At 35.7% G+C, this 22,131-nt stretch carries 17 protein-coding genes; 2 read left to right on the top strand and 15 right to left on the bottom strand.

Translation table 11 applies throughout. From position 1 onward, the window contains the following. Positions 1 to 15: 15 nt before the first annotated feature. Positions 16 to 1,092: a branched-chain amino acid aminotransferase gene (locus BM260_RS10135; RefSeq protein WP_093537232.1), complete on the bottom strand. Its 1,077-nt coding sequence runs from the start codon at positions 1,090 to 1,092 to the stop codon at positions 16 to 18. Positions 1,093 to 1,324: 232 nt separating this feature from the next. Beyond that, positions 1,325 to 1,810, bottom strand: a complete 486-nt coding sequence (locus BM260_RS10130; RefSeq protein WP_245762690.1) for a C40 family peptidase — start codon at positions 1,808 to 1,810, stop codon at positions 1,325 to 1,327. Positions 1,811 to 2,181: 371 nt separating this feature from the next. Here BM260_RS10130 and BM260_RS10125 point away from each other — a divergent pair, with 371 nt between their 5' ends. Then, positions 2,182 to 3,882, top strand: coding sequence for a methyl-accepting chemotaxis protein (locus tag BM260_RS10125; RefSeq protein ID WP_093537230.1), 1,701 nt, complete (start codon positions 2,182 to 2,184; stop codon positions 3,880 to 3,882). 257 nt (positions 3,883 to 4,139) lie between these two features. On the opposite strand, the gene gdhA is transcribed toward BM260_RS10125, so the two are convergent. From gdhA to BM260_RS10110, 3 genes are all read right to left on the bottom strand, one after another. After that, on the bottom strand, positions 4,140 to 5,522 hold the full coding sequence (gene gdhA, locus BM260_RS10120; RefSeq protein ID WP_245762689.1) for an NADP-specific glutamate dehydrogenase: 1,383 nt from the start codon (positions 5,520 to 5,522) through the stop codon (positions 4,140 to 4,142). A 648-nt stretch (positions 5,523 to 6,170) separates the two neighbouring features. Beyond that, on the bottom strand, positions 6,171 to 7,766 hold the full coding sequence (locus BM260_RS10115) for a M20/M25/M40 family metallo-hydrolase (RefSeq protein ID WP_093537229.1): 1,596 nt from the start codon (positions 7,764 to 7,766) through the stop codon (positions 6,171 to 6,173). Between the two features lie 230 nt (positions 7,767 to 7,996). Then, positions 7,997 to 8,434 (bottom strand): HEAT repeat domain-containing protein, encoded by a 438-nt coding sequence (locus BM260_RS10110; RefSeq protein WP_093537228.1) that lies wholly within the window; start codon positions 8,432 to 8,434, stop codon positions 7,997 to 7,999. A gap of 200 nt (positions 8,435 to 8,634) precedes the next feature. On the opposite strand from BM260_RS10110, the gene BM260_RS10105 reads away from it, so the two are divergent. Further along, the gene (locus BM260_RS10105; protein WP_093537227.1) at positions 8,635 to 8,844 is read left to right on the top strand and encodes a hypothetical protein; all 210 of its coding nucleotides are present in this window, start codon (positions 8,635 to 8,637) and stop codon (positions 8,842 to 8,844) included. Positions 8,845 to 8,926: 82 nt separating this feature from the next. Here the strand turns inward: BM260_RS10105 and BM260_RS10100 are convergent, their stop codons facing one another. From BM260_RS10100 to essC, 10 genes are all read right to left on the bottom strand, one after another. After that, positions 8,927 to 9,685 carry an ABC transporter ATPase gene (locus BM260_RS10100; protein WP_093537226.1) on the bottom strand — a complete coding sequence of 253 codons (759 nt, stop codon included), beginning with the start codon at positions 9,683 to 9,685 and terminating at the stop codon, positions 8,927 to 8,929. Between the two features lie 140 nt (positions 9,686 to 9,825). Next, on the bottom strand, positions 9,826 to 10,623 hold the full coding sequence (locus BM260_RS10095; protein WP_093537225.1) for a hypothetical protein: 798 nt from the start codon (positions 10,621 to 10,623) through the stop codon (positions 9,826 to 9,828). Beyond that, on the bottom strand, positions 10,623 to 11,354 hold the full coding sequence (locus BM260_RS10090) for a hypothetical protein (RefSeq protein ID WP_093537224.1): 732 nt from the start codon (positions 11,352 to 11,354) through the stop codon (positions 10,623 to 10,625). Before BM260_RS10090 ends, BM260_RS10095 begins: the two co-directional genes overlap by 1 nt. A 55-nt stretch (positions 11,355 to 11,409) precedes the next feature. Beyond that, positions 11,410 to 12,123 carry a hypothetical protein gene (locus tag BM260_RS10085; RefSeq protein ID WP_093537223.1) on the bottom strand — a complete coding sequence of 238 codons (714 nt, stop codon included), beginning with the start codon at positions 12,121 to 12,123 and terminating at the stop codon, positions 11,410 to 11,412. Positions 12,124 to 12,143: 20 nt separating this feature from the next. Then, positions 12,144 to 13,604: a ribonuclease YeeF family protein gene (locus BM260_RS10080; RefSeq protein ID WP_093537222.1), complete on the bottom strand. Its 1,461-nt coding sequence runs from the start codon at positions 13,602 to 13,604 to the stop codon at positions 12,144 to 12,146. After that, positions 13,601 to 13,903: a YwqI/YxiC family protein gene (locus BM260_RS10075; protein ID WP_093537221.1), complete on the bottom strand. Its 303-nt coding sequence runs from the start codon at positions 13,901 to 13,903 to the stop codon at positions 13,601 to 13,603. The genes BM260_RS10080 and BM260_RS10075 overlap by 4 nt, the downstream gene beginning before the upstream one ends. A gap of 21 nt (positions 13,904 to 13,924) precedes the next feature. Further along, a complete protein-coding gene (locus tag BM260_RS10070) occupies positions 13,925 to 14,284 on the bottom strand; it encodes a YwqH-like family protein (protein WP_093537220.1) in 360 nt (119 codons plus the stop codon). Between the two features lie 17 nt (positions 14,285 to 14,301). Next, complete coding sequence (gene essA, locus BM260_RS10065; protein WP_175496263.1) at positions 14,302 to 14,811, bottom strand: type VII secretion protein EssA; 510 nt, start codon at positions 14,809 to 14,811, stop codon at positions 14,302 to 14,304. Beyond that, positions 14,801 to 17,647 carry a type VII secretion protein EsaA gene (esaA, locus tag BM260_RS10060; protein ID WP_093537218.1) on the bottom strand — a complete coding sequence of 949 codons (2,847 nt, stop codon included), beginning with the start codon at positions 17,645 to 17,647 and terminating at the stop codon, positions 14,801 to 14,803. Before esaA ends, essA begins: the two co-directional genes overlap by 11 nt. After that, positions 17,644 to 22,122: a type VII secretion protein EssC gene (gene essC, locus BM260_RS10055; protein ID WP_093537217.1), complete on the bottom strand. Its 4,479-nt coding sequence runs from the start codon at positions 22,120 to 22,122 to the stop codon at positions 17,644 to 17,646. The genes esaA and essC overlap by 4 nt, the downstream gene beginning before the upstream one ends. Positions 22,123 to 22,131: the final 9 nt, after the last annotated feature.

Here is a 22,131-nt window from a genome sequence, read left to right as displayed (position 1 = left end):
AGCGACAACGAAATATTATTTTTTTAATTCAACAACCCAACCAAATGGATCTTCAATAACGCCTCTTTGAATACCAGTTAGTGTTTCATATAGTTTTTGTGAAAGTTCTCCTGTTTCTCCGTTATTTACGTAGAACAATTCCCCTTTCCAACGTAATTCTCCAATTGGGGAAATTACAGCGGCAGTTCCAGTTCCAAAAGCCTCATCCAGTTTTCCGTTCAAGAACGCTTCACGAATTTCTTCCATTGAAACTTTGCGTTCAGTAATTGGGACACCCCAGTATTTTAATAATTCAATGATGGATTTTCTCGTTATCCCATCTAAAATACTTCCATTTAAGGCTGGAGTAACTACTTCGCCATCGATTTTAAAGAATACATTCATACTTCCTACTTCTTCAATGTACTTTCTTTCTAGTCCATCTAACCAAAGTACCTGGGCGTAGCCTTCACGATCGGCAACTTCCTGGGCTTTTAGACTTGAAGCATAATTCCCAGCAGTTTTTGCCGTTCCAGTTCCACCCGCTACCGCCCGTACATATTCACTTTCTACTAAAATCTTTACTGGATGAATTCCTTCTTTATAATAAGATCCTACTGGAGACATAATAATAATGAATGTATATGTTTTAGAAGCGGACACTCCTAGATGCGCTTCTGTTGCAATCATAAAAGGTCTAATGTATAACGAAGTACCTTGCTCTTTAGGAATCCACTCTTTATCTATTTCTAATAACTGTTTTAAAGCTTCAAGAGCTAACTCCTCTTCTATTTGAGGCATACTTAGTCGATCAGCTGAAATATTCATACGTTTCATATTTTGTTCTGGACGAAACAAACGAACAATTCCATCCTCTGATAGATATGCTTTCATTCCTTCAAAAACTGTTTGACCATAATGTAAAATGGATGCTGATGGATCTAAAGTAAGGGCTTGATAAGGGACAATTCGATGATCATGCCAACCTGTCCCTTCAGTATAATCAGCGACAAACATATGATCTGTAAATTTTGTACCGAACACTAACTGCTCAGCTGGTGTTTTCTCATTTTTCATTTCATTTTCTGTGAAACGGATTTTTAGACTATTCATGGTGTTTGTCCCCTATCGAATAAATTAGTAAATTGCGACAATTTTAAGTGTGCAATATATTATATGCAATTATACTACTTTTACGTAAATTAGAAATACCTTTTTAAAACTATTTTCAAATAATTTAAAACTATCTAACTTTAATTCACCTATTAACAACATTCTCCATTATAAAATTACATGAGTCAAAAAACCGTTCCAGCAAATTGCCGGAACGGTTGTATAATTTTAATTATTTTTTTGCTACTGTAACAGTTGCTACTCTTTTAGCACCAACATACTTTTTACCCCAGTAATAAGGATCATTTAACTTATCTACTCGAACGCCTTTAGAAGTTGAAGCATGGATAAATTTATTGCTACCTATGTACATTCCAACATGAGATACGCCTTTACCCGATGTGTTAAAGAATACTAAGTCTCCTACTGCTAAATTTGCTTTTTTCACTGTTTTTCCAGAGTTATACATGCCTGCTGCTGTTCTTGGTAAGTTAACACCTTTACTTTTGTAAACATAACCGATATAACCTGAACAATCAAAACCAGCCTTCGTTGTTCCACCATAACGATATTTAATTCCTACTAAACTTTTCGCACTCGATACTATTTCATTGGATGCTACAGTGCTTGCTGCTTCTGTATTTCCTGCAAATGTTCCCGCGGCTAAAACTACAGTTAAACTAAAGATTGTAATGATTTTTTTAAACAAAGAAGTCAAAATTATGTTCCCCCAAAGATGTGATTGAAAAATTCATTTTCATGTCGGAAAATTTCTCTATACCCATACTAACATCTTTCAAACAAAACTACCTTTACAGTTGTGTAACAATAATATTACAGAGTTTATGTCGTTTCGATAGACTTTTTATTAATAGATTCAAATTTTTCTGAATCAATTTATAAATTAAATCTGTGTTTCCTATAATAGTTTGCCTGTTAATAAGACAAAGAATTATATATTTAAATTTAAAATGGAAGGTAATTAGTCACATTTGCGCATTAATCACGCTTATAATACTATATCTTTATCCCTATTGTTATGTTATAAATGTTATATAAGTTTGAAAGTTAGACAGGAGAGATTTTAAAATGAAAAATAATTTAACAGTGCATCTAGGAATGATCATTGTTGGGATAATTGCTTCTATGCTATTAATCACTTCCGTTGCCACGTACAACACTGCTTATAACGAGTTATATAAAGCAGCAGGAATTGAGGCATATGGATGTGCCAATATCACAACTGGTTTAATCCAACCGGATGATGTTAAAAAGATTCTAGCAGGAGATACTTCAGCAATTGAAAGTGTTGGGGAACAACTAAATTGGACTACTGCTCATAAGGAAATCTTTGAAACGCAGTACATTATAGATTTAGATGGTAAACTGCTCTCTATGGATGACAATTTAAGAGAAGATGGGTTCAAAGCCGGAGATCAGTTTTACATAGACAAAGAAGCTGTTGCAATGTTAGTAGAAATGCAACATGCTACTTATTCAGAGCCTTATGAATTTGCTGACTTAGAAAGACTATCTGGATATGCACCTATTTTTGAAGATCATGATCCTTCAAAGGATATTATCGCTATAAGTGTTATTGATTTTGATGCTTCTATTGTATCAGATCGTACATGGGACGTAGTTAGTAAGGGGATACTTATTAGTTTGATTCCACTGATTTTAGCATCATTAATTACTTTATATTTAATAAGAAGAAAAACAAAACCACTTTCAGCACTTATTGCACATGCTGGCGAAATTGCAAAAGGTAATTTAACAGTCGAGGACACCAACTTTACTAGTAAAGACGAGGTTGGAGATTTAAGTAAAATATTAAATACATTAGCGTCAAATCTAAGAGAAATTATAGGAACAATTCAAACGACATCAGTAAAATTAACGAATAATGTCGAGAATAACTCTATCTCTCTTAATGAGATGAAGGATGCTGTTCATCAAGTATCTACAAACATGAGTGAAACTGCCGCATCGGTATCTGATGGTACGATTACTGCAGAACGTTCATCCGAAATCTTGCAAAATCTCGCACAAGGTTTACAAATTTCAAAAGATCGAGCAGATTCAACAGTCATAAATTCCAAAACTACTATGGACACTGCCAAGGAAGGTCTGACACGTGCAAGTGAGATTAGTCATGATATGGATAAAATCAAAACTGCTTCTATTGAAACAAGTGAAACAATTGGCCGTCTAAATGAGGCAACAAAACAGATTCAACAAATTACTGGATCTATTTCAGCAATTGCAGCTCAAACCAATTTACTGGCACTTAATGCTTCGATTGAGGCAGCTCGTGCAGGTGAGCATGGAAAAGGCTTCGCTGTAGTCGCTGAAGAGGTAAGAAAACTAGCTGAACAATCCAATAACGAAGTTGATCAAGTTGAAACAATTATAAAAGACATTACAGAGAGTATTAAGTTAGTAGTAGAATCTACTGAAGAAAGTACAAAGTTAATCGAAACAGGTTCTTCTACTGTCCTTCAGACCTCTCAATCATTAAGTGATATTTCTACTGCCGTTGCCATTACAGTTGAAGAAATTTCCATGATCTCAGAGCTGACAACAATAGAAGCCGATAATTCAAAACAGGTCGTTGAGTTAATCACACAACTTACTGAATCGATAAGAGAAATTGAGCAGGTTACTACATCCATTTCAGCAGCAACAGAAGAAACAACTGCTTCCATTGATGAGATTGCCCTTCGTTCAAACGAGACAAATGATATTGCACATCAATTAAATCAGATTGTTAATAAATTTAAGCTTTAATCAGGTTTCCCGTAAGTTTTTTAAAGAGGTTGGTCGCGACTTTGTCGAGACCAACCTCTTTCTTTATTTCTTGTAGTGTTAAGCAATGTGTATCTATTTCCTTCATCCATCCTTGAATAATAGGATCCCTATTTCAACAGTGATTTCCGAAAGGTTTTATTACTACATTAACCACAGCTAATTTTATTGTCATAGTAAGAACCAATGCTAAATATGCAAAAGGAGCAACTCTATTCGAGTTGCCCCTTTTGTTTTAATTAATGAATCCCGTGTGCTACCATTGCGTCCGCTACTTTAAGGAAACCTGCTATATTAGCTCCAATTACCAGATTACCTGGATGGCCGTAACTTTCTGCAGCACTATAACAACTTGTATATATATTCTTCATTACCTGTTTCAACTTTTCATCTACTTCTTCCACAGTCCACGATAAGCGCATGCTATTTTGTGACATTTCCATTGCGGAAACTGCAACGCCGCCAGCATTTGCTGCTTTAGCTGGAGCAAATAATACCCCTTTTGCCTGGAATGCAAGAATAGCTTCCTCGGTGCAAGGCATATTAGCACCTTCCCCTACTGCTTTTACTCCATTTTCTATTAACAACAAAGCATCTTCTTTTTCCATTTCATTTTGTGTGGCGCAAGGTAATGCAATGTCACAGGCTACTGACCAAATGTCTGTGCAGCCGTCATGATAGACTGCATTTGGATGAGTCTTTATATATTCCTGAATTCTTTTACTATCGAACTCTTTTAACTGTTTAACCGTTTCTACGTCAATCCCCTGAGGATCATAAATATATCCACTTGAATCACTACACGCTAATACCACTGCACCAAGCTCTATAGCTTTCTCCATAGCATATATTGCAACATTCCCAGATCCGGAAACGACTACCTTTTTTCCTTCAAAGGTATCGTTTTCTGCATTCAACATTTCTTCTACAAAATAAACTGTCCCATAACCTGTAGCCTCTTTACGACCTAGACTCCCACCGTGGTTTGGATCTTTTCCGGTGAACACTCCTGCCTCGTAACCACCTTTTAAACGATTATACTGACCGAACATATAACCAATCTCTCTTTTCCCAACACCGATATCTCCAGCCGGAACATCCATATCAGGTCCTATATATTTGCTTAACTCGGTGATGAAACTTTGGGTAAATCTCATGATCTCACGTTCCGACTTCCCTTTAGGATTGAAATCCGATCCACCTTTACCTGCTCCTATCGGTTGTCCGGTCAAAGCATTTTTAAATGTCTGTTCGAAAGCTAAAAATTTCATAATACTACTATTTACCGTTGGATGAAAACGGATTCCTCCCTTATATGGCCCCAAGCTATTATTAAATTGGACGCGGAAACCACGGTTTACCTGGACTTTTCCAGTGTCATCTTCCCATGCAACACGAAACGTAATAACTCGATCCGGTTCCGTTATGCGTTCTAAAATACCATTATGTATATATTCGGGATGCTTTAGAAATACAGGTCGTAGTGAATCAAAGATTTCACGTGCTGCCTGTAAAAATTCCTTTTCCCCTTGATTTCTATTCTTTACCAGTTCGAATACTTCATGCACATAATCATTTGCTCTATTTTTATGTTCTAAATTAGTTCTCATTGTTATTTCCATCCAATTACTCCTATCGTAAAAAATTATTAGTTTCATTATCTCCAAAAAAACCAAGATATTCAACATATTTATAAACAAAATATTATTAAAATACAAAAAAGTCTAATAAGTTACACAATTAGTAAAATAACCATCAGTCATAAATATAACAGTTTTTTTCGTTTCGAAAGTAAATTATCTCTTTTAGTGAGTCAATTTGTAGCGACAACATACACGCATCTTATATCCGAAAGTAATCAGCTAACAAGCCCAAGTAAAAAAGACTTCCTTTTTTAAGGAAGTCTCAGACTGTAGATAAACTTTATTTTAGATGTATAGAGTTGAATATTAAACTCGGCAAGGCCCACCACTTCGCTTTCCGTGGGCTTGGCTTCAGCCTCCTCGTCACTACGAAAACATATGCTCCTGCGGTCACTCGTCGCAAAGACATTGGTCAAACAAAGTTCGACCAATGTCTTTCCTGCGGGGTTCTTCAGCTCAAGCTATTCCCACAGGAGTCTTCGTGGTGGGCCTTGCCTTATATACAGTTCCAATAGAGTATGCAACATCTTACTTTTAATAGGATGAATAAAACCCTTATGAATAATTATAAAAATACCTTTGTTGTCAGTCTGAGACTTCCTTTTTTAGGAAGTCTTTTTTGTATACTTAGTATAAACTCTTCAACAATTTTTCTAGCATTTCGGGCATCTCCACAAATGCACTGTCTACATGAAGTCTCTCTGTTTTTTGGTGCGCATCTTTACCAAATGGTCCAACGTTCAAAACAGGACCTTTTAGCTTCGCCATATCGTTAAAAGGAATATCATAAGTATCTCCCCAAACAGGTGTGTTTTTTTCAAATGCGGTCCAACCTTTGCCGTCATCCACGTAATTGACATAACTTAAATCGGAAATTCCATTGAAATAATGTATTTGATCAATTTTGTTGTTAAACGATCGACCTGCTTGCTGCATCAATTCTACTGCATCTTTTATCACCGGATCATCCGATGTGTTCACTGCCGGATAATAAGGTGGCGCGAATAGGATCACTGTTGCTGGTGCAAGCTCTTGACACTGGATCATCAGATCATCTACTATACGAAGTGATTTTTCTCTATCATCCCACTCTTCATTAGAAAGTGTTTGGGCTTTAAGCTGTTCCACCTGTTCAATGCCCAGCTTTTTATTTGCGTATGCTAATAGTTCTGCATAACGTATAACTTTTACTTGTCCCACACCTGTTACTTGTTCACGCTCACAAATCATGGAATAACTTTCATTCAATGCCTTCATTGCATCTTCTGTTACTTCCTCGAACAGATCCATTACTTCCGATGCAGTACGTTTTAGTAAAAACACATTGTATAATGCAACAGCACGATACGGTGTTTGGGTAGAATAAGATAATTTTAAATCCTTTTGCTGCAATGAAACAGGTAACGGCGTACTTTCTCCAAGATCTGTTTCCCGGAATAAATCATTCCATTCCATACGTTGTGTTAAGAAAGATGCAATATAATTGGCAGTCATACCTTTCATAGGTTCCCCAACATGCGTTTCCTTCCCATAAAACAAAGCAGCAGGCATAATTTTGCCTATCGACCCTGTATAAATATATTCTGCAATATCAGTAGGGTTTTGAGAAAAGGAAGGTTCACTATTTAAAAAAAGCTTATAAGTTAAGTTGAATTCCTCCCGTATTCGGACTAAATGTGTAACAGCAGCACGCATACCAGCAGAATTGACTTCTTCATCTGGAACCGTTGTCAAAATAAGATTGATCGGCCACTCCTCGACACTTGCTTTTTCTATCAACTGCATATGTAAGGCAAGACCCATCTTCATATCCATCGTACCGCGACCAAACAAATATTTACCAGTCTCCAAATCCGAACGAGCACTTTCTGGTAATTCTTCCGGATTTTCCATCAATCTTTTTGTTAACTCTTCAGGGAAATACGCAAGCGGCTGTAATACACCGTACTCTTCCGTCTGAACTGTATCAAAATGACTGATCAATACAACTGTTTCGGTCGCCTCAGGATGTTTATATAATGCCGTCACTACTTGTCTTCCTAGCCCCGCATCATGCATTTGTAATAAACTCGGACGGTCTTGAAAATAGCGAAGTTCCCCTAACTTATTCACTAATTTTGGTGCAAATGCTCTTTCACCTTCTGTTAAAGTAATACTATCCCAACTAACCAATTCACATAGCAAAGTACGCAGCTTCTCAGGTGTATCCCATAATTTCCCCATGATATTCTCTCCAATCATTACTAACTATCTATTTAAAATATATGCGCTACCCTATTAACTGTCAATCTAATAAGGATTATTATTACTTATACTTATTATTTACTAAATTATTTTCTATAAAAACTTAATTTTATTACCGAATACAACTTAATTCAGAAGTATAAATAATAAATTTATATGCACGAAAAAAGCAATTGCCTATGAAGACAATTGCTTTTTTGTAATTAAAATTATTTTAAGTTAGACCATTCGTTTTCTAACCAAGTTTTGAATTCATCGCCTTTGTCACCTTCATACGTATCATATACATCAATACGCATTCTCTTTAACTTTGTTAAAAACTCTTCAAATGTATGGTCTTTAGGCAAACTCTTTTTAACACGAACAAACACTTTGTTTGCTCCTTTTACTAACTCAAACTTTTTACGCTTTGGTAATTGTGCTTCTTCTCCAAAATCCAATAAACTTTGGAAAGCAGCCTCTTGTACTTTGTAAACCGGATCATTTGCAAGTCTTGTTCTTAAAATATCCTTCACTTGACTGTGATTATACTTTCCTAACTCAACTACTGCATCGTAACGCGATTTCCAGCTTGCAGTACGATTAGCTGCCTTTTTTAGTTCTTCATAATTCTCTGGTAATTCCGTTTTTATTGTATTGTTTCCCATATGATCAAACTCCTTTATATTCTCTAATTCAGTATTTTCAGCATCCCTTCATTATATACTACTTAAGTAATATCACCTAATTTATTCTATAAGAAAGGTATCCTCATTAAGTCTCATAAACTATATACCCAATAAAACTATCTTTTATCTATTAACCTTTAGATAGACAAATGCTATACTCCGTTAAAGGAGGGAGAATATTGCGTAATACTGGTGAATTGAAAAAGTATAAATTTTACCTGAAATTTAAAGGTGGTAATAATCTGATATTCGAAACGAATACAGATATCCGTACAGCTGAAAGAAATAAAGTTGATGGCGGAATATTTGTAGAGACCGAAAACAGCTATACAATCAACCTAGCGCAATTAGAAAAATTAAATGTCAAAATACTTCATGAAAATACATAAGAAATTCTACTATAGAGATTTCAGGCACTTTGATTAATTACACAAAAAGTGCCTGATTTCTCTACTATTATTTAATAGTATTCTACTTTAAATAACCTCGCTCATTGAAGTTAAAACTTTGAAAACGAATTTTACAATATAATATCACCAATTGTTCTGGCAATACAAATACCATAGTAAAAAATAAACCTATACCTATAACAATGAAAATGATCATATTTAAATCATTGAGTGTAGATATTCTAGCAATATATTGTATGACAAAAACCAATCCTGTACCTGCAACAGTAGCAACAGGTATATATGATTTCACTTCAAACCGTCCACGAAGTTCTTCTTTTTTTGATCCTTTTCTATACTCGCCTCTTTGTAACAAAATATAGAAACGAATACATGTGAGAACGAAGACCAACAGCCCAATTCCAAGCGTTACATAGGTAAAGTTTAGTAAAGATTCTGAGCTTTCCTTTGTTCCACTCCCATCGTCATTCCCTATCAAAAATAATGCACAGATTAAAAAGCTAACAGAAAATAAATTTTGCGATACTAAAATGGAAATAAAATACTGCATTTTGTCGCTTCTTTTATATATTGCAGGAATAGAATAAAGAAGAGAAAACAAAATTAATACACCAGTTATCCATAAATGAACTGAAAGTATTTCATCTTTATATGGATAGGTAGTGTTAACTCCTACAAAGAAATACTCTAATGAAAATAGAATTGCCTGTAGAAATATAGTTAAAAATAGTGCTCCAGCTATTGAACCAGGTGACTGTCTTCCTGATTTAAGAGGCTCTTTTAGGACTTCAAAATCCTGTTCACTCAGCTTACAAGCCATTGATACACTCCCCACTCAAAAGAATTATTATTAGTATTGTTGGAGGGTTAATATAATACATAAAAGAATAAAACAAATATAACTCCATAGACAACAAGCACTCTTTTCAACTTGCGAAAAGGTGCTTGATTTCTCTACTATCACTTATTAAGTGTTGTTTGTTGATTTTGCATCCTTACTAACACATCTAAGATTTCTGAAACAATTTCCAAATTGGAACTTTGTTTTCCTTCCAATAACTCTTTATTGTCTTTTTTCACCATTTTGAATGTCCAATTATTTCTAGGTGAAGTCAACACATGCATCCCTTCGATAACCCAATGATTATCCTCTTTAAAAAATACCATTAATCGATTATTATGTACCATACTTTTCAATGCAGCATCCAACTGACTACTAACACTCTTCCAAATCTCACCCGAATTGATAGATTCCAAGTTCTGTACATCCGTTATGGAACGTGCTTTAACCCACGAATTATAGGAAGAAGTAGGTATAAGAATAGTTTCCACTTCACCGTTTGAGCGACTTTCTACACCTAAAAGCATTCGAGGATAAATAACATTATTCCAAACATAATCTGGAGTTCCATGTACATATAATGTAAACTCACTGTCATCGTTCTCTTTGCATTCCACTACATGGTCTTTACTAAAATAAAAATAACTTTTTTCTGTCCCATCTTTTATAATCTCCACAACCATATTGGTACGTGACATGATCCATAGTGCATTTCCAAAGTTTTCTTCTAATTTTATTTCCTTATCGACTAAGTCAATTAGATTTAACTTATGTAGTTTTTTATAGGTTTTCTCCCATTCCCTTTCAATTTCGTACTTTGTTAAATGTTCGAAGGGATTAGAAAAACCTATTAAAGTTTTCGTATTTAACGTTTGCATCATTACAAAAATGTCTTGTACAGTAAATGTTGGAATCATTATTTCCCCTTCTTCCTCTTTTTCTTTTTTCTTCTCTTTCTTTTTTTCTTTTCGTTTCCGCGCCTCTCATCCTTTGGTAAACCGAATTCTGGGTAAATTGCCAACGCTCTATCCATATGCTTTCTGATAAAAAAGTATCGGTGAATATTAATAGATAAAAATGCCGTAAAAAAAGATAAAAGAGTAAGACAAACTATCATTAATATACTGATCCCCGAGTCTGTATAGACAACGGACAATATTATTTGTCCTAATATATATGAAACCCCTGCGATAGATGCCCATCCTACTGGAATAGAACTTTTTTGTTGTAACTTATAATATGTCTCACTATAAAGAGCTTTCCAGTTCATCCAGTTCATACCCAAAATTAGTAGAATGAATAATATTATATTAAACATAAATGGAGCCCAACCATTTATTTCAAGATTTTTGTATAGCATTTTTTGTATGCTTACAAAAAAGACGTAAGTATTGACGACACCGTATACCCCTAAATATAAATAATAGGATTTTTCATATTTATAAGGATCTATTATATAAATAATTCCCCAACATGTTATTAAAGCTGCAGGGACAATAGCTGCTAATAAAAATGGCAATGAGAAGGGAACCGCTAAAATAGGGAAAACCCCCATTAAATACAAAAATAAAAGTAAGTATCCTATTACTCCTTCTTTATTAGATTTAGGTGAGTCAAATTTTAAATAAGACGAGAAAATGTTATCCATTTTTTCTTTTTGAATTAGAATTCTCTCCTTACTAACTCCAGCTAAAATATACCGTTTATTTTAACTTTTTCTTTCTCGTATTTCTCTCACTTTTCGGCAAACTAAAGTTTGGATATACCTGTTTTACCAGTTCTATATTCTTATGAATAAAATAATAACGATGAATATAAACGGAAAAATAGGAAGTCAAAAGAGCAAGTAAAGAAACTAACACAATCAGTAGTGTACTTACAGCGTCATCACTGTAAATGAACGATAATATAAACTGACCGACAATATACCCTAAAGCCCCTATCATTGCCCATGACATATTTAGACTCTTTTTCTTCTGTAACTTATCATACGTTCCTGAATTTAAAGCTCTAACATTTAATATATTCACTCCTACTAACAGAGCTATAAATAACATTAGCCATAAAACAAACGGTTTAGTACCTTCTACTCCAATATTCACATAAAGTAGTTTTACTACAACTAAGAAAAATACATACGTATTCACTATTCCATAAATACCGAAGAATAAATAATAGGACTTTTCATTTTTATAAGGATCAATTACATAAACAATTGCCCATATAGAAATGAGTGCAATTGGTATTATTGCTGCCATAAAAAATGAATAGGAGAACGGTTCACCTATTATAGGAATTATTCCTGTGAAATATAAAAGTATAATGAAAAATACTATAATATTTTTTTTATTCATCTCGGGAGTTTGAAATTTTAAGTAAGACAATGTATTACTGTCCATATTTTGCTGTTTAATCACTTTCTCCTCCAATTAATCTATTAATCAAACCAACCAGCAACACCGTCAATAAGACCTTTAGTTCCTATTTTAATAGCATCACTTATAGAATCGGACTCACCATCACCATCAACGTCCATAATTTTCACTTCACTTAAAACAGCAGTTACTGCTACACCGACAACTAATCCTACAACTGCTCCTGCAACAACGCCTACTGGTCCTCCGGCTACACCTACCATTGCTCCAGCTTGGGCCCCAGCCCATGCTGAAGCTGCCATTGATGCACCAGCAACTGCAACGTCACCTGTTACATTACCAGCTATTTCGCTCGCAGACTCATTATTTTGTATACCATGTACGATATCTCCACCGGCTGTAGCAAATACTCCAATATATCCAAGTTTATTTGCAGAAAAACGAAACGTGGATTTGACATTTGTTGCTGGATCCACTCTTTTAAAAATCTTTTCATAGTTTGTAGCGTTTGCCCCAGAATATGTTTTGTTTTTAACACCAATTAAGTCTGGTCTAGTAATCTTAATAACTGTTTTAGTGACATTCTGTTTCGTTGTCCTAGTAGTTCTAGTAATCCCAAATCCCTGGGCAGCTAATCTGACTTCTTTGTAGGTGGAGTTTCCCACTACAGCTGTGCCTAATAAAGTCGCAGCTGCATTGATAGGCTTATTTTGCCAATCATTAATATTAACGCCTACAGTAGACATAATGCCTTCCCATAAACTTTCCTTAGTAGTAGAAGTAGGGATAGGGGCTGACACTTCCACACCATTTTCTTCTACTCGGGGATCTGAAGCCAGCATGTCTATTTGATGCTGCAAATAAAATTGACCAATCGGCGTTGCATCTTGCACTGAGTTCCAACTATCGGCTGGGAAGTTAACATCCGTTAATCCTTCTTCCATTAAATACTCCATATCTGTTAGCCATGCTTCCATATTTAACATGGCTGCCTCTATAAGAAGCAGTGCATTGGTTTGAGACAAATCGAATTCATTTAAATCCGAAACCGTATTATTTCTAGATGTTTTAGCGCTAGTTACACCTTCTTGCACACCACTATCGTCTAAATGTGGCAGTGGAACTATATCGGAAACAGAATTGATAATACTATTGGATTCGTCCGTTAAACTAGTGGTTACTTGAGAAATTTCGTTTAGCCCATCTTCTACTTCTCCTTCCAGATATGCTTGTCGAATATAGCCATTAGCATCCGGCTCTAAAGTATCCAAGGCGGAATTCATCGTAGTAAGGGTCGTATTGAATAGGTCTTTAAATGTTAAAAAAAAATGTAGAAAGGGGAGATGGCAATCATTATAGAATGATCTTATTGCATTCCCACCTTCTCCTTTAAGCGTTTCCTCCATCATAACTAAGCCTTGAACCGCAGTTTGAATCGCATTAATTTCCCCTTCTAGTCTTGACAGCATATTAATATTCCCTTGAAGTCCCTCATGAAATGGTTGTACGCTTAGTATTTTCATCTCGCCACCACACTAGTTCCATTTACTGTACATTGCATCGCTGCTGATATTTTTTGATCGGACTCTTCCATAAAGTCAATAGAAGCAGAAGTTGTTTGAATATTTCCAGTCGACAATGTTTGATATTTTACAAGTAATTGATCTAATTTTAAGGATAACTCATTAAATTTTGTAACAACATCTAGGGTATTTCCACTAATAGGTGGTTCTGCTTTTGGATTGAGTAGATTAACTGCACCAGTCATTTCTCCAAGCTGATTTTCTACATCTGCATAGACGATTTTAACTTCTGTAGACATAACGTTTCTCCCCCTTGCAAGTTAGTATGCTTTCGCTTGAGCTTGCCGTGCTTGTTCTGCTTCAATATTGGCGATAATCTGTTGAATCGATATAATTTCTGCATTCAATTCACTAATTTTCGCGGAAATAGCACTAAATACATTAGAAAATTGAGTTCCCGATATATCTACATAACTAGTGTGAATACCAGATTCCCGTATATCGTCAAACTTATTTGCGTGATTTCCTTGCCAAGTAGTGGATGTTAGTTCCGGTTCCAAACATTTGGGTTCATTCGTGTTATATTCGGATTGTTTCCCCTGCAAAGAAGACTGACATGTTATTAATCTCTGCAAATCTTCCCTCTTTTTAGCTAAGAGTGCATAATAATGACCAAGCATATACATTACCTCCTAATTCATTTTGCAATTTTTTTGGAATCATTAGCATTGACTAGCCTTGGTAATAGAATGACAAATAACATCAGAACACCTAGCGCTATTATTCCGAAAAACAGGATATTTCTTACGCTATTATTTGAAGATTTCTCTTCCTTCATTTCGGCAGCTGATAATTCTAGTTTCTTTGTATCAGAGCTAGAAAATAATTTTAGCTCTGAAGATTTCGCAGTTACGGTACTTTTTTCCCCGCGCTCTGCTGTTTGAAACAAAAAGGATGTATCTCCTCGATTAGGTAGCTTATTTCTCCCGTCAAAGTATATATCAAATTGCTTTTCAGGAATTGTATTTTTCATCTCTGTTTTTTGCTTGTCATGTAGATAATCGGTATTTTTCTTAAATTCTAGTTTTTCATAAATCAAAGGATCCAAGTCTTTTGCTTCTTTAGGTTCTTCTGCAACAACGATAAAGCTAGTTCCTATAAACATAAGTATTATCAGTGGAAGGATAAACCGCCATTTAGCTCTCATACGCTTCATCTGCCACAGATGCTTTTGATTTATTAGTACTCATAAAGTAAGTAGTAGCAAGCATTGCTAGAGCGATAACTGCTGTAATCACTGCTCCCCACATAAAGCTAGTTTCAGGTTCATATTTGATAGACATATAAACGGTAGACAAGACATCTGGTATATTAATATCAGGTACAGCAAGTATTAATAATGGAATAATGTATAAACACATCAACGCCACACTAGCTAGCCACCCAACGGATTGTCCGAACTCTAATGCAGCACGAATGATAGCTGCGCCAGTAAGCAATAAAAGAATAGTAAAGATTGTCCATTCTAGTGCACGGTGGTCATTTAAAATATACATATAGATACTGTAGAAACTGATAATAAGACCAACAAGTATAGACAATAGAGCAGTCAGAGCTAACTGGAGTCCAATAGGACCTTCTTTCATCTGATAAGAGAAATAACCGATCAATAAACTACTGATTAGTAGAATGATAAATAAAATAACAGGCGGAACTTTTTCCATTTCATCCGAAACAGCTGCTTCGCCTTTTACTTCCAATGGATTCACAAAGTGATTAAATGCATATCCATTTTCCTGACCATCTACATACGTGTTAGCTAAAAACTCTTGAATATCATTATCAAAATCAGACATAGCATTTACATTCGTATCCCATTTACCACTGAATTCATTAGATGTCTCTTTTATATTGTCTGCTTTCACAGTTAAATCATTGGCATAATCTACTAAACTGCTTTGTTTTTGCGATAAAGATTGAATCATTCCACTTAATGTTACAAGCTGAGAAGTGACATTTTGTTGACCAGCCATTACTTGCCCTTCAGAGGTAGTTGCCACCGGTTCTCCAGATGGAATCATATTCGCTGGATTCTGAATTTGAGCAAGTAAGACATTTGCTTGTTCATCGATAGAATTTAGTTCGCTGATCAAAGAAGCATGCTGCTGTTCCGCAGTTTCTTTGTAACCAGACATGATTGCGGCAAATGTTGTACTTAAATCAGACATTCCTAGTTCTGTTTCAGGAATACTTTCTTCAACTGAAGTCCAACCTTCTAACTCCAATTCATTAATATTTACCACATTTTTCAACAACGCTGTTAAAATTTCATCCTTTAGAATAGCATCCTTATTTGCACTACCTCCACCTTCATTGAGAGTAAATTCAAATTGCTCTAAAGTAGCGTAGTAGGATAGCAAAGAACTAGTATCCGTTTTAGCTGCTCCCTTATCAAATAGTTCTTGTAATCTATCTTTTTGATTTTTTGAAACGTTAGGGTTAGCTAGCAAATCATTTTCTTTTTGCATTATTTCCATTCCAATACGTGCAGTATCAGTTGGGTAAGTATTTATAATTTGTTGTATAGACTCGTATTCCCTATAAATAGAGTTATAGTTTTCCAATAGTTTTGCATAATCTGCAGAAGCTTGCGTATAGTCAGTCGTTGCGGTTTGGTTTGTATTAGCCCATGTAGCTTCTCTTTCTGATAAAGCTGCTGTAATCGAGCCTAATTCTGCTTGAAGGATATCAATTTCACTTATAAAAGCCGATGCAGGATCAGTTTCAGCCACTTTTGTTTTTAAAGAGGTTAACCCTGTTAATATACTATCCACTTTCACACGCTGTTCTTCTAAACCAGGTAGAACAACAGAAGCTTTGTCCGCAGCTTTTTTCTCCAGTTGTTCTTTAATAGAAGTAAATTGGTTCGGCTCTGTTCCTATGGAAGCTGCTGCAAGAACTGCATTTCCACTTTTCCCTGCTTCTATGCCTTTTTCTAAACTATCTAAGATTGTATTGTTGTAGCGATCGATTGCAGTTCCCTGCACTACTAGTAAATCTGCCAGTTGACGATCCACTTCATTTTTACGTAGTTCGGATAATTCATTAAATTTTTCTTTATTTGTATCGATAACATGATTCACTTTTTGAATTTCTTCATTTATATTGTTATTACTTTCTTCTAACATTTGCACGGACTGATTAAATTGTTCAGCCTGTGTTGCTGCTGTTGCGTGAATTTTTGCCAAGCTGGCATCCTGTACTTGTTGTAGTATTTGCCTTTGTGTATTTTGAAATTCTTTATATTGCTGAATATAGGTGATGAAGTTATTCATCTGCAATCCGAATGTATCGGCATTTTCAATTCGACTATTATGTGCATTATTTGCTGATCCGATTGTCGTTTGCAATGCCGCCATTTGATCTTTTTGCGTTTGCATCTGTTCAGCTAATGTTTCCGACTCAGGCTTATAATAAGCAGACATGGAACTAAGGAATTCTGTTTCTTTTCCTAAAATGCTCGTAAACTCTTTTTTAATATGATTCATTTCCTGCGCTATATAGCTCCAGTATAGAGTGGAAATTTTATCATTTACGCGGTCCGTTGCTACTTCTATTTCATGTAAAACCTGTTCCTTACGCAATCCCGTTTTCTGACGCTGAACTTGATAGGCAAACTCTGCTTTTTTCGGATTTTGTTCATCATAAGACATTATATTTTCCGAGAAATTGGAAGGAATATAAACAATGGCATCGTATTGGTTAGACTTTAACCCATTTTCTGCCGCACCACGTCCCATTACTTTCCAACCAAAATCTGAGTCCTCTGCTAAAATAGAGACTACTTCGACACCCATTTGTACTTGTTCTGCATCTTTTGTTAATCCCATATCTTCATTTACGATTGCAATAGTGCGCTTGTTCGAGTTATTCAAATCGAGAATATTAACGCCCATCAGTTGGAAAAAGATAATAGGAATAGCTAGTATTAATAGAATTCCAACACCATATTTTAATAGTCTGGTATTTTTAGTTGATTTCATTGTACGTTCGTCCTCTCCAACTCACTTAAAGGGATTTTAACTTTAATGGCATTCCCATTTAAAATATAATGTGCAAATCCAAGTGGAAGCTCTGCTTCTTTTCGTTCATATGCAACTGTAAACAAAGTCTGCTCTGACTTTTTCATGTAGACGAGCGCCTGTCTAACAAGCTTCAACTCATTCGTAAAGGCATCATAGCCCTTCGTAATCTCAGCGTTATTCCCAGACACGATGACATTAAATCCTAAGTGACCAAATCGTTTCATCAATTTCGCTAGTCTGTCCTGTATGGTAATATCAGCTACTTGCAGGAATCTTGTATAGCCATCGATGATGAAATAAGAAAGCGTGATTTCTCCTGGATTCCCTTGTTGAATACTTTCGAGATAGTCCCGTTCTACTTCCGCATAATATTGCTCTGTCCGAGTAATCCATTCCACTAAATTCTCTTTCGTTTCCAGATAATCAATGGATTCATAAGCAGTAAATTTGGATAATCCTCTGTCAAACGAATCAAATATAGAGATAAACCCTGTTTTCTGTTCTAATAGTGTGTGAAGCATCAAAGTGATCGTATTGGTCTTCCCTCTTTGGACTTGCCCTATGAGTAGACAATGACGATTTTTCTTAAAGTCGATGGTAATTGGAAGAACTGTATCCTCATCCAATCCAATTGGAACGATTGCATCCTTTTTCTTTCCATCCAAGTAGAAAGAGAAACTTGAAGCTGATAGCTCTAGTGGAAGCATTGGAATTGGTAACGGAAGTGTTCCTTCCTTATATTGCGCTCTTAAATTACTTACTTTATTCTTAATAGATTCTAATACTTCATAGTCATCTGCCCCACTAGCTGGCAAGTAAATTTGAGTAAAGTAGGCATCTTCTTTCTTTAGAATTGCTCTACCCGGGAAAGGTTCTAGGTCAAATGGTACTCGTCCGATTACTGTAAATGATTCCGTTGCATCCATTAAATAATGAACAATTTTAGTTTTTAAATTATTCATTAAGGACTGTCGAACGGATTGAACTCTTGTTGCAGCCACAAACAGGTAAATTCCAAGCGATTGACCATCTCGACCAAATTGAATTAGTTGTGCTTCCAATTCTTCCATTTCCTCACGGACAATATCATAATTATCAACGGCTATATATAGAAGAGGTAACTTTTCCGTCGATAAATTATTGTACATATGAATGTTACTAACCTCTGATTGTTGGAAAGTAACCTTTCTTTTGGTGATTTCTTCTTTCATAAGCTTCACTAGTTTTTCTCTTTTTAACTCTTCATCAATCGTGAAATAATCAGCAGTATGAGGGAGCTGTCTGAGAGGAAGTAGCGAGCCATTTCCATAATCAAGCAAGTAAAAATTTGCTTCTTCTGGAGAAAGATTTTCCGCAAGTCCCAATATAGTTGTAAGTAATGTATATGATTTCCCATACCCTGAGGAACCGAACACGCCAAGATTTCCATCCTTTGTCCAGTTATAGGCAATCGGTGACTGACTTTGCTTTTCTGGTTCATCAATCATTCCTATAGGGAATCCTGGTCGAATAGTAGTTACCTCTTGTTGGTTTTCAAGACGCAAAGATAACGGCTCTAACCATGGACTAGCCACCTTTTGGATACCCAAATCACTAGTTATCTTAGCAATTTTAGCAGTAACTGCCTCCATTTCTGTCAAGCCACTAGATGTCTTTTTCACATTTGTCGCAATACCAGAAAGAGGATATAAACCAAGATCTGTGATAAGTGCCACATCGTCTTCACCCTCTAAAACTTCCTCCTTGTAAGGAGCCCCACTCCATGCAGATTGAAATAACTCATACACTTCATTATTTCCAACTTGCAAATAACCCCGTCCAGTTACAGTAATCGTAGCCGCATCTCCGTTCTTCAGGATTTCTTTACTATCCGATGCATCCTGAACCTTTAGTGCAACTCGAAATCTCGCATTACTCCAAATCTGTTCGTCAATAATACCGCCGGGCTTTTGAGTAGCCAATATAAGATGTACCCCTAAACTTCGCCCAATTCGAGCCGTACTCACAAGCTCTCGTATAAAATCTGGTTCCTCTCGTTTTAACTCTGCAAATTCATCCGAAATAAGGAATAGATGAGGAAGAGGTTCCATTGCCTTTCCTTCTTTATACAAGGTTGTGTAATCATCAATATGCGACACAACATATTGATCAAATAGACGTTGTCTTCGTTTGAGCTCACTATTTATAGATGCAAGTGCTCGCATACTAAAGTTTTTACTACCTTCTATATTCGTAATTGTTCCCAAAAGATGGGGAATATGCTTGAAAGGTTGAGCCATTCCTCCACCTTTATAGTCGATTAATAAGAAAGCTACTTCATGGGGATGATAATGGACTGCAAGCGATAAAATATATGTCTGTAAAAATTCACTTTTACCTGAACCAGTTGTCCCCGCTAACAATCCATGGGGACCATGCGCCTTCTCATGCAAATTCAATGCAACAAGTTCATTCTTCCCTTTGAAACCAATTGGAACAGCAAGTGATTTTGCTGACTCATTCAATGTCCAATTTCGTGCTATTGGTACATCCTCTACATCTTTCACACCAAACATCTCTAGGAAACCTACCGAGTTTGGAATCGAGTTTTTAATGCCTACTTGGTGATTCAATGTTCGAAGCATTCGTGTAAACCTTTCATTAGTCGAAGCATCAAATTCATCTAAATAAAAAGGAATATCAACAGCCTTTCCTGCCTCAATGAGGATATCTCCTTCGCGTTCATTTACATATCGAATGAGCGTATGAACATTTTCGGTCATTCGTTCCTGCGCAGATTCTGCGAAAACAACAGATATGCCAAGGTCTTTTGTATGCTGGCTTTCTAAGTATTCCAAGATGACATGCTCAGCAAGCAGGGAATAATCTGCCACGAAGAAAACTAAATGGGGGGTAAATATTGTTTTACCCTTTTGGACGTCAGTATCTCGCTCACGAATAATTTCATATAACGAAGATAATAATTGATCTCTCGTTTCTTCGTTATGTATCAAACCTCTTGCATGCATATGCGGCAGTTTAAAATGTGGTAACCATTTCATCCATTCCATTTCGGCATATTCCTCATGATTGAAAATATAGATAAATCTCGTATCATGATAGCTTTGTGAAAATGCCAATTGACCAATTATTTGTTGTAATTCACGCTTTATAACGGTTTCTTTGCCTGTTAAACCTAAGATGCCTTCTGATAACTTCGTTGTAATTGGTGCGTCTGGAATTTCTTTGTAAACCTTTTCCATTCGCTGAGCTTGTTCTAGTAAATCATCTATTTCTCGGTTTGCTAAATCTCCAGAAGATAGTTTAACTTCATAGCTAGCTTTCACATTTCCTGTTCCTAATCTGAATTCTAAAAAATCATGGCTTTCTAGCGTTCTTTCCCAAATTCTACTAGACAAGTCTTCTGTCATTTGTTTCATTTCTTCAAAAGAGGGGAAATGGTAGGTCAACACTTTCTTCTGCTTCTCGGATAATTCATAAAGCTGTTCTCTCATATTCTCTAAATAGGCGGTATAAACTCGAAGTCTTTTTTCCGCATTTCGCTTATCTTTCTTTTTGTCTCGGAAGTATTGAACGGTAGAGGTAACTAATACTGTTAAAAACATAGTAATAGAAATAATGACGAAAATTCCTCTTGGGATGAAAATAGCTACAAGTGCCATTACAACAAGCATCACAAGTGGCGGTGCTATAATAAGCAATAATCCTCTTCCAGAAGCCTCCGTTTCTTGGGTAGGAAATGTTAACGAAACTTTGTCATCTGGAAGATCATAAATCATTCTTGGTGTTCGACGATAATCTGGATACATCTGCAATATTTCAGATGCCGGAATGTCAATTATAGGAAGTTTCGTCGTATAAGGAACTGCAGCAGTTACCTCTATTAAGTCTTTTTGAAGTAATTTCATCTCCATAAAAGCCCACTGAAGCACATCACCGTTAGCTAGAATCGTGTTAGAATCCACTAATTTCCCATTTACATATAATGGACACCCGTAGTCTTTTTTTATAATCCACCCATCTGCGATTTGATTTAGTGAAAAATGTCCAGATTCTATTCTTGGAAAACTAGTTTTCAGCCTTTGAAATGTTGCGATTTCTAATTGGGTATCAAATGAAACTTCATTTTTAAAGTCTATATAGTATGTTCCGGAAGAGACCGGAGTGGAAAAAGCATATAGGTGGAGGGACTTTTCCTTTTGTTCAATTGTCAATCCCTCATCGTCTGTTAACTTTCCAAAGGAATTATCTTCGCTATAAACGGCGAGTCCATCCTCCTCTTTTTTTAACGTTAATGGTCCATTTATAAAGGGAAACGTCTGAATCGTTATATCATGTTCAATTGCTGGACCAATCGTCAAAGCGGTAAAACCTTTTTCAGGAATTGTAATTTGCTGATAGTTTTCGTCATAGAACAACCATAATTGTTGCAATAGGTACAC

It is taken from the genome of Psychrobacillus psychrotolerans, from assembly GCF_900115805.1.
In the GTDB taxonomy this organism is placed as follows: domain Bacteria; phylum Bacillota; class Bacilli; order Bacillales_A; family Planococcaceae; genus Psychrobacillus; species Psychrobacillus psychrotolerans.
The sequence above is the reverse complement of the archived record's forward strand: the minus strand, read 5'-3'. Positions and strand labels throughout refer to the sequence as shown.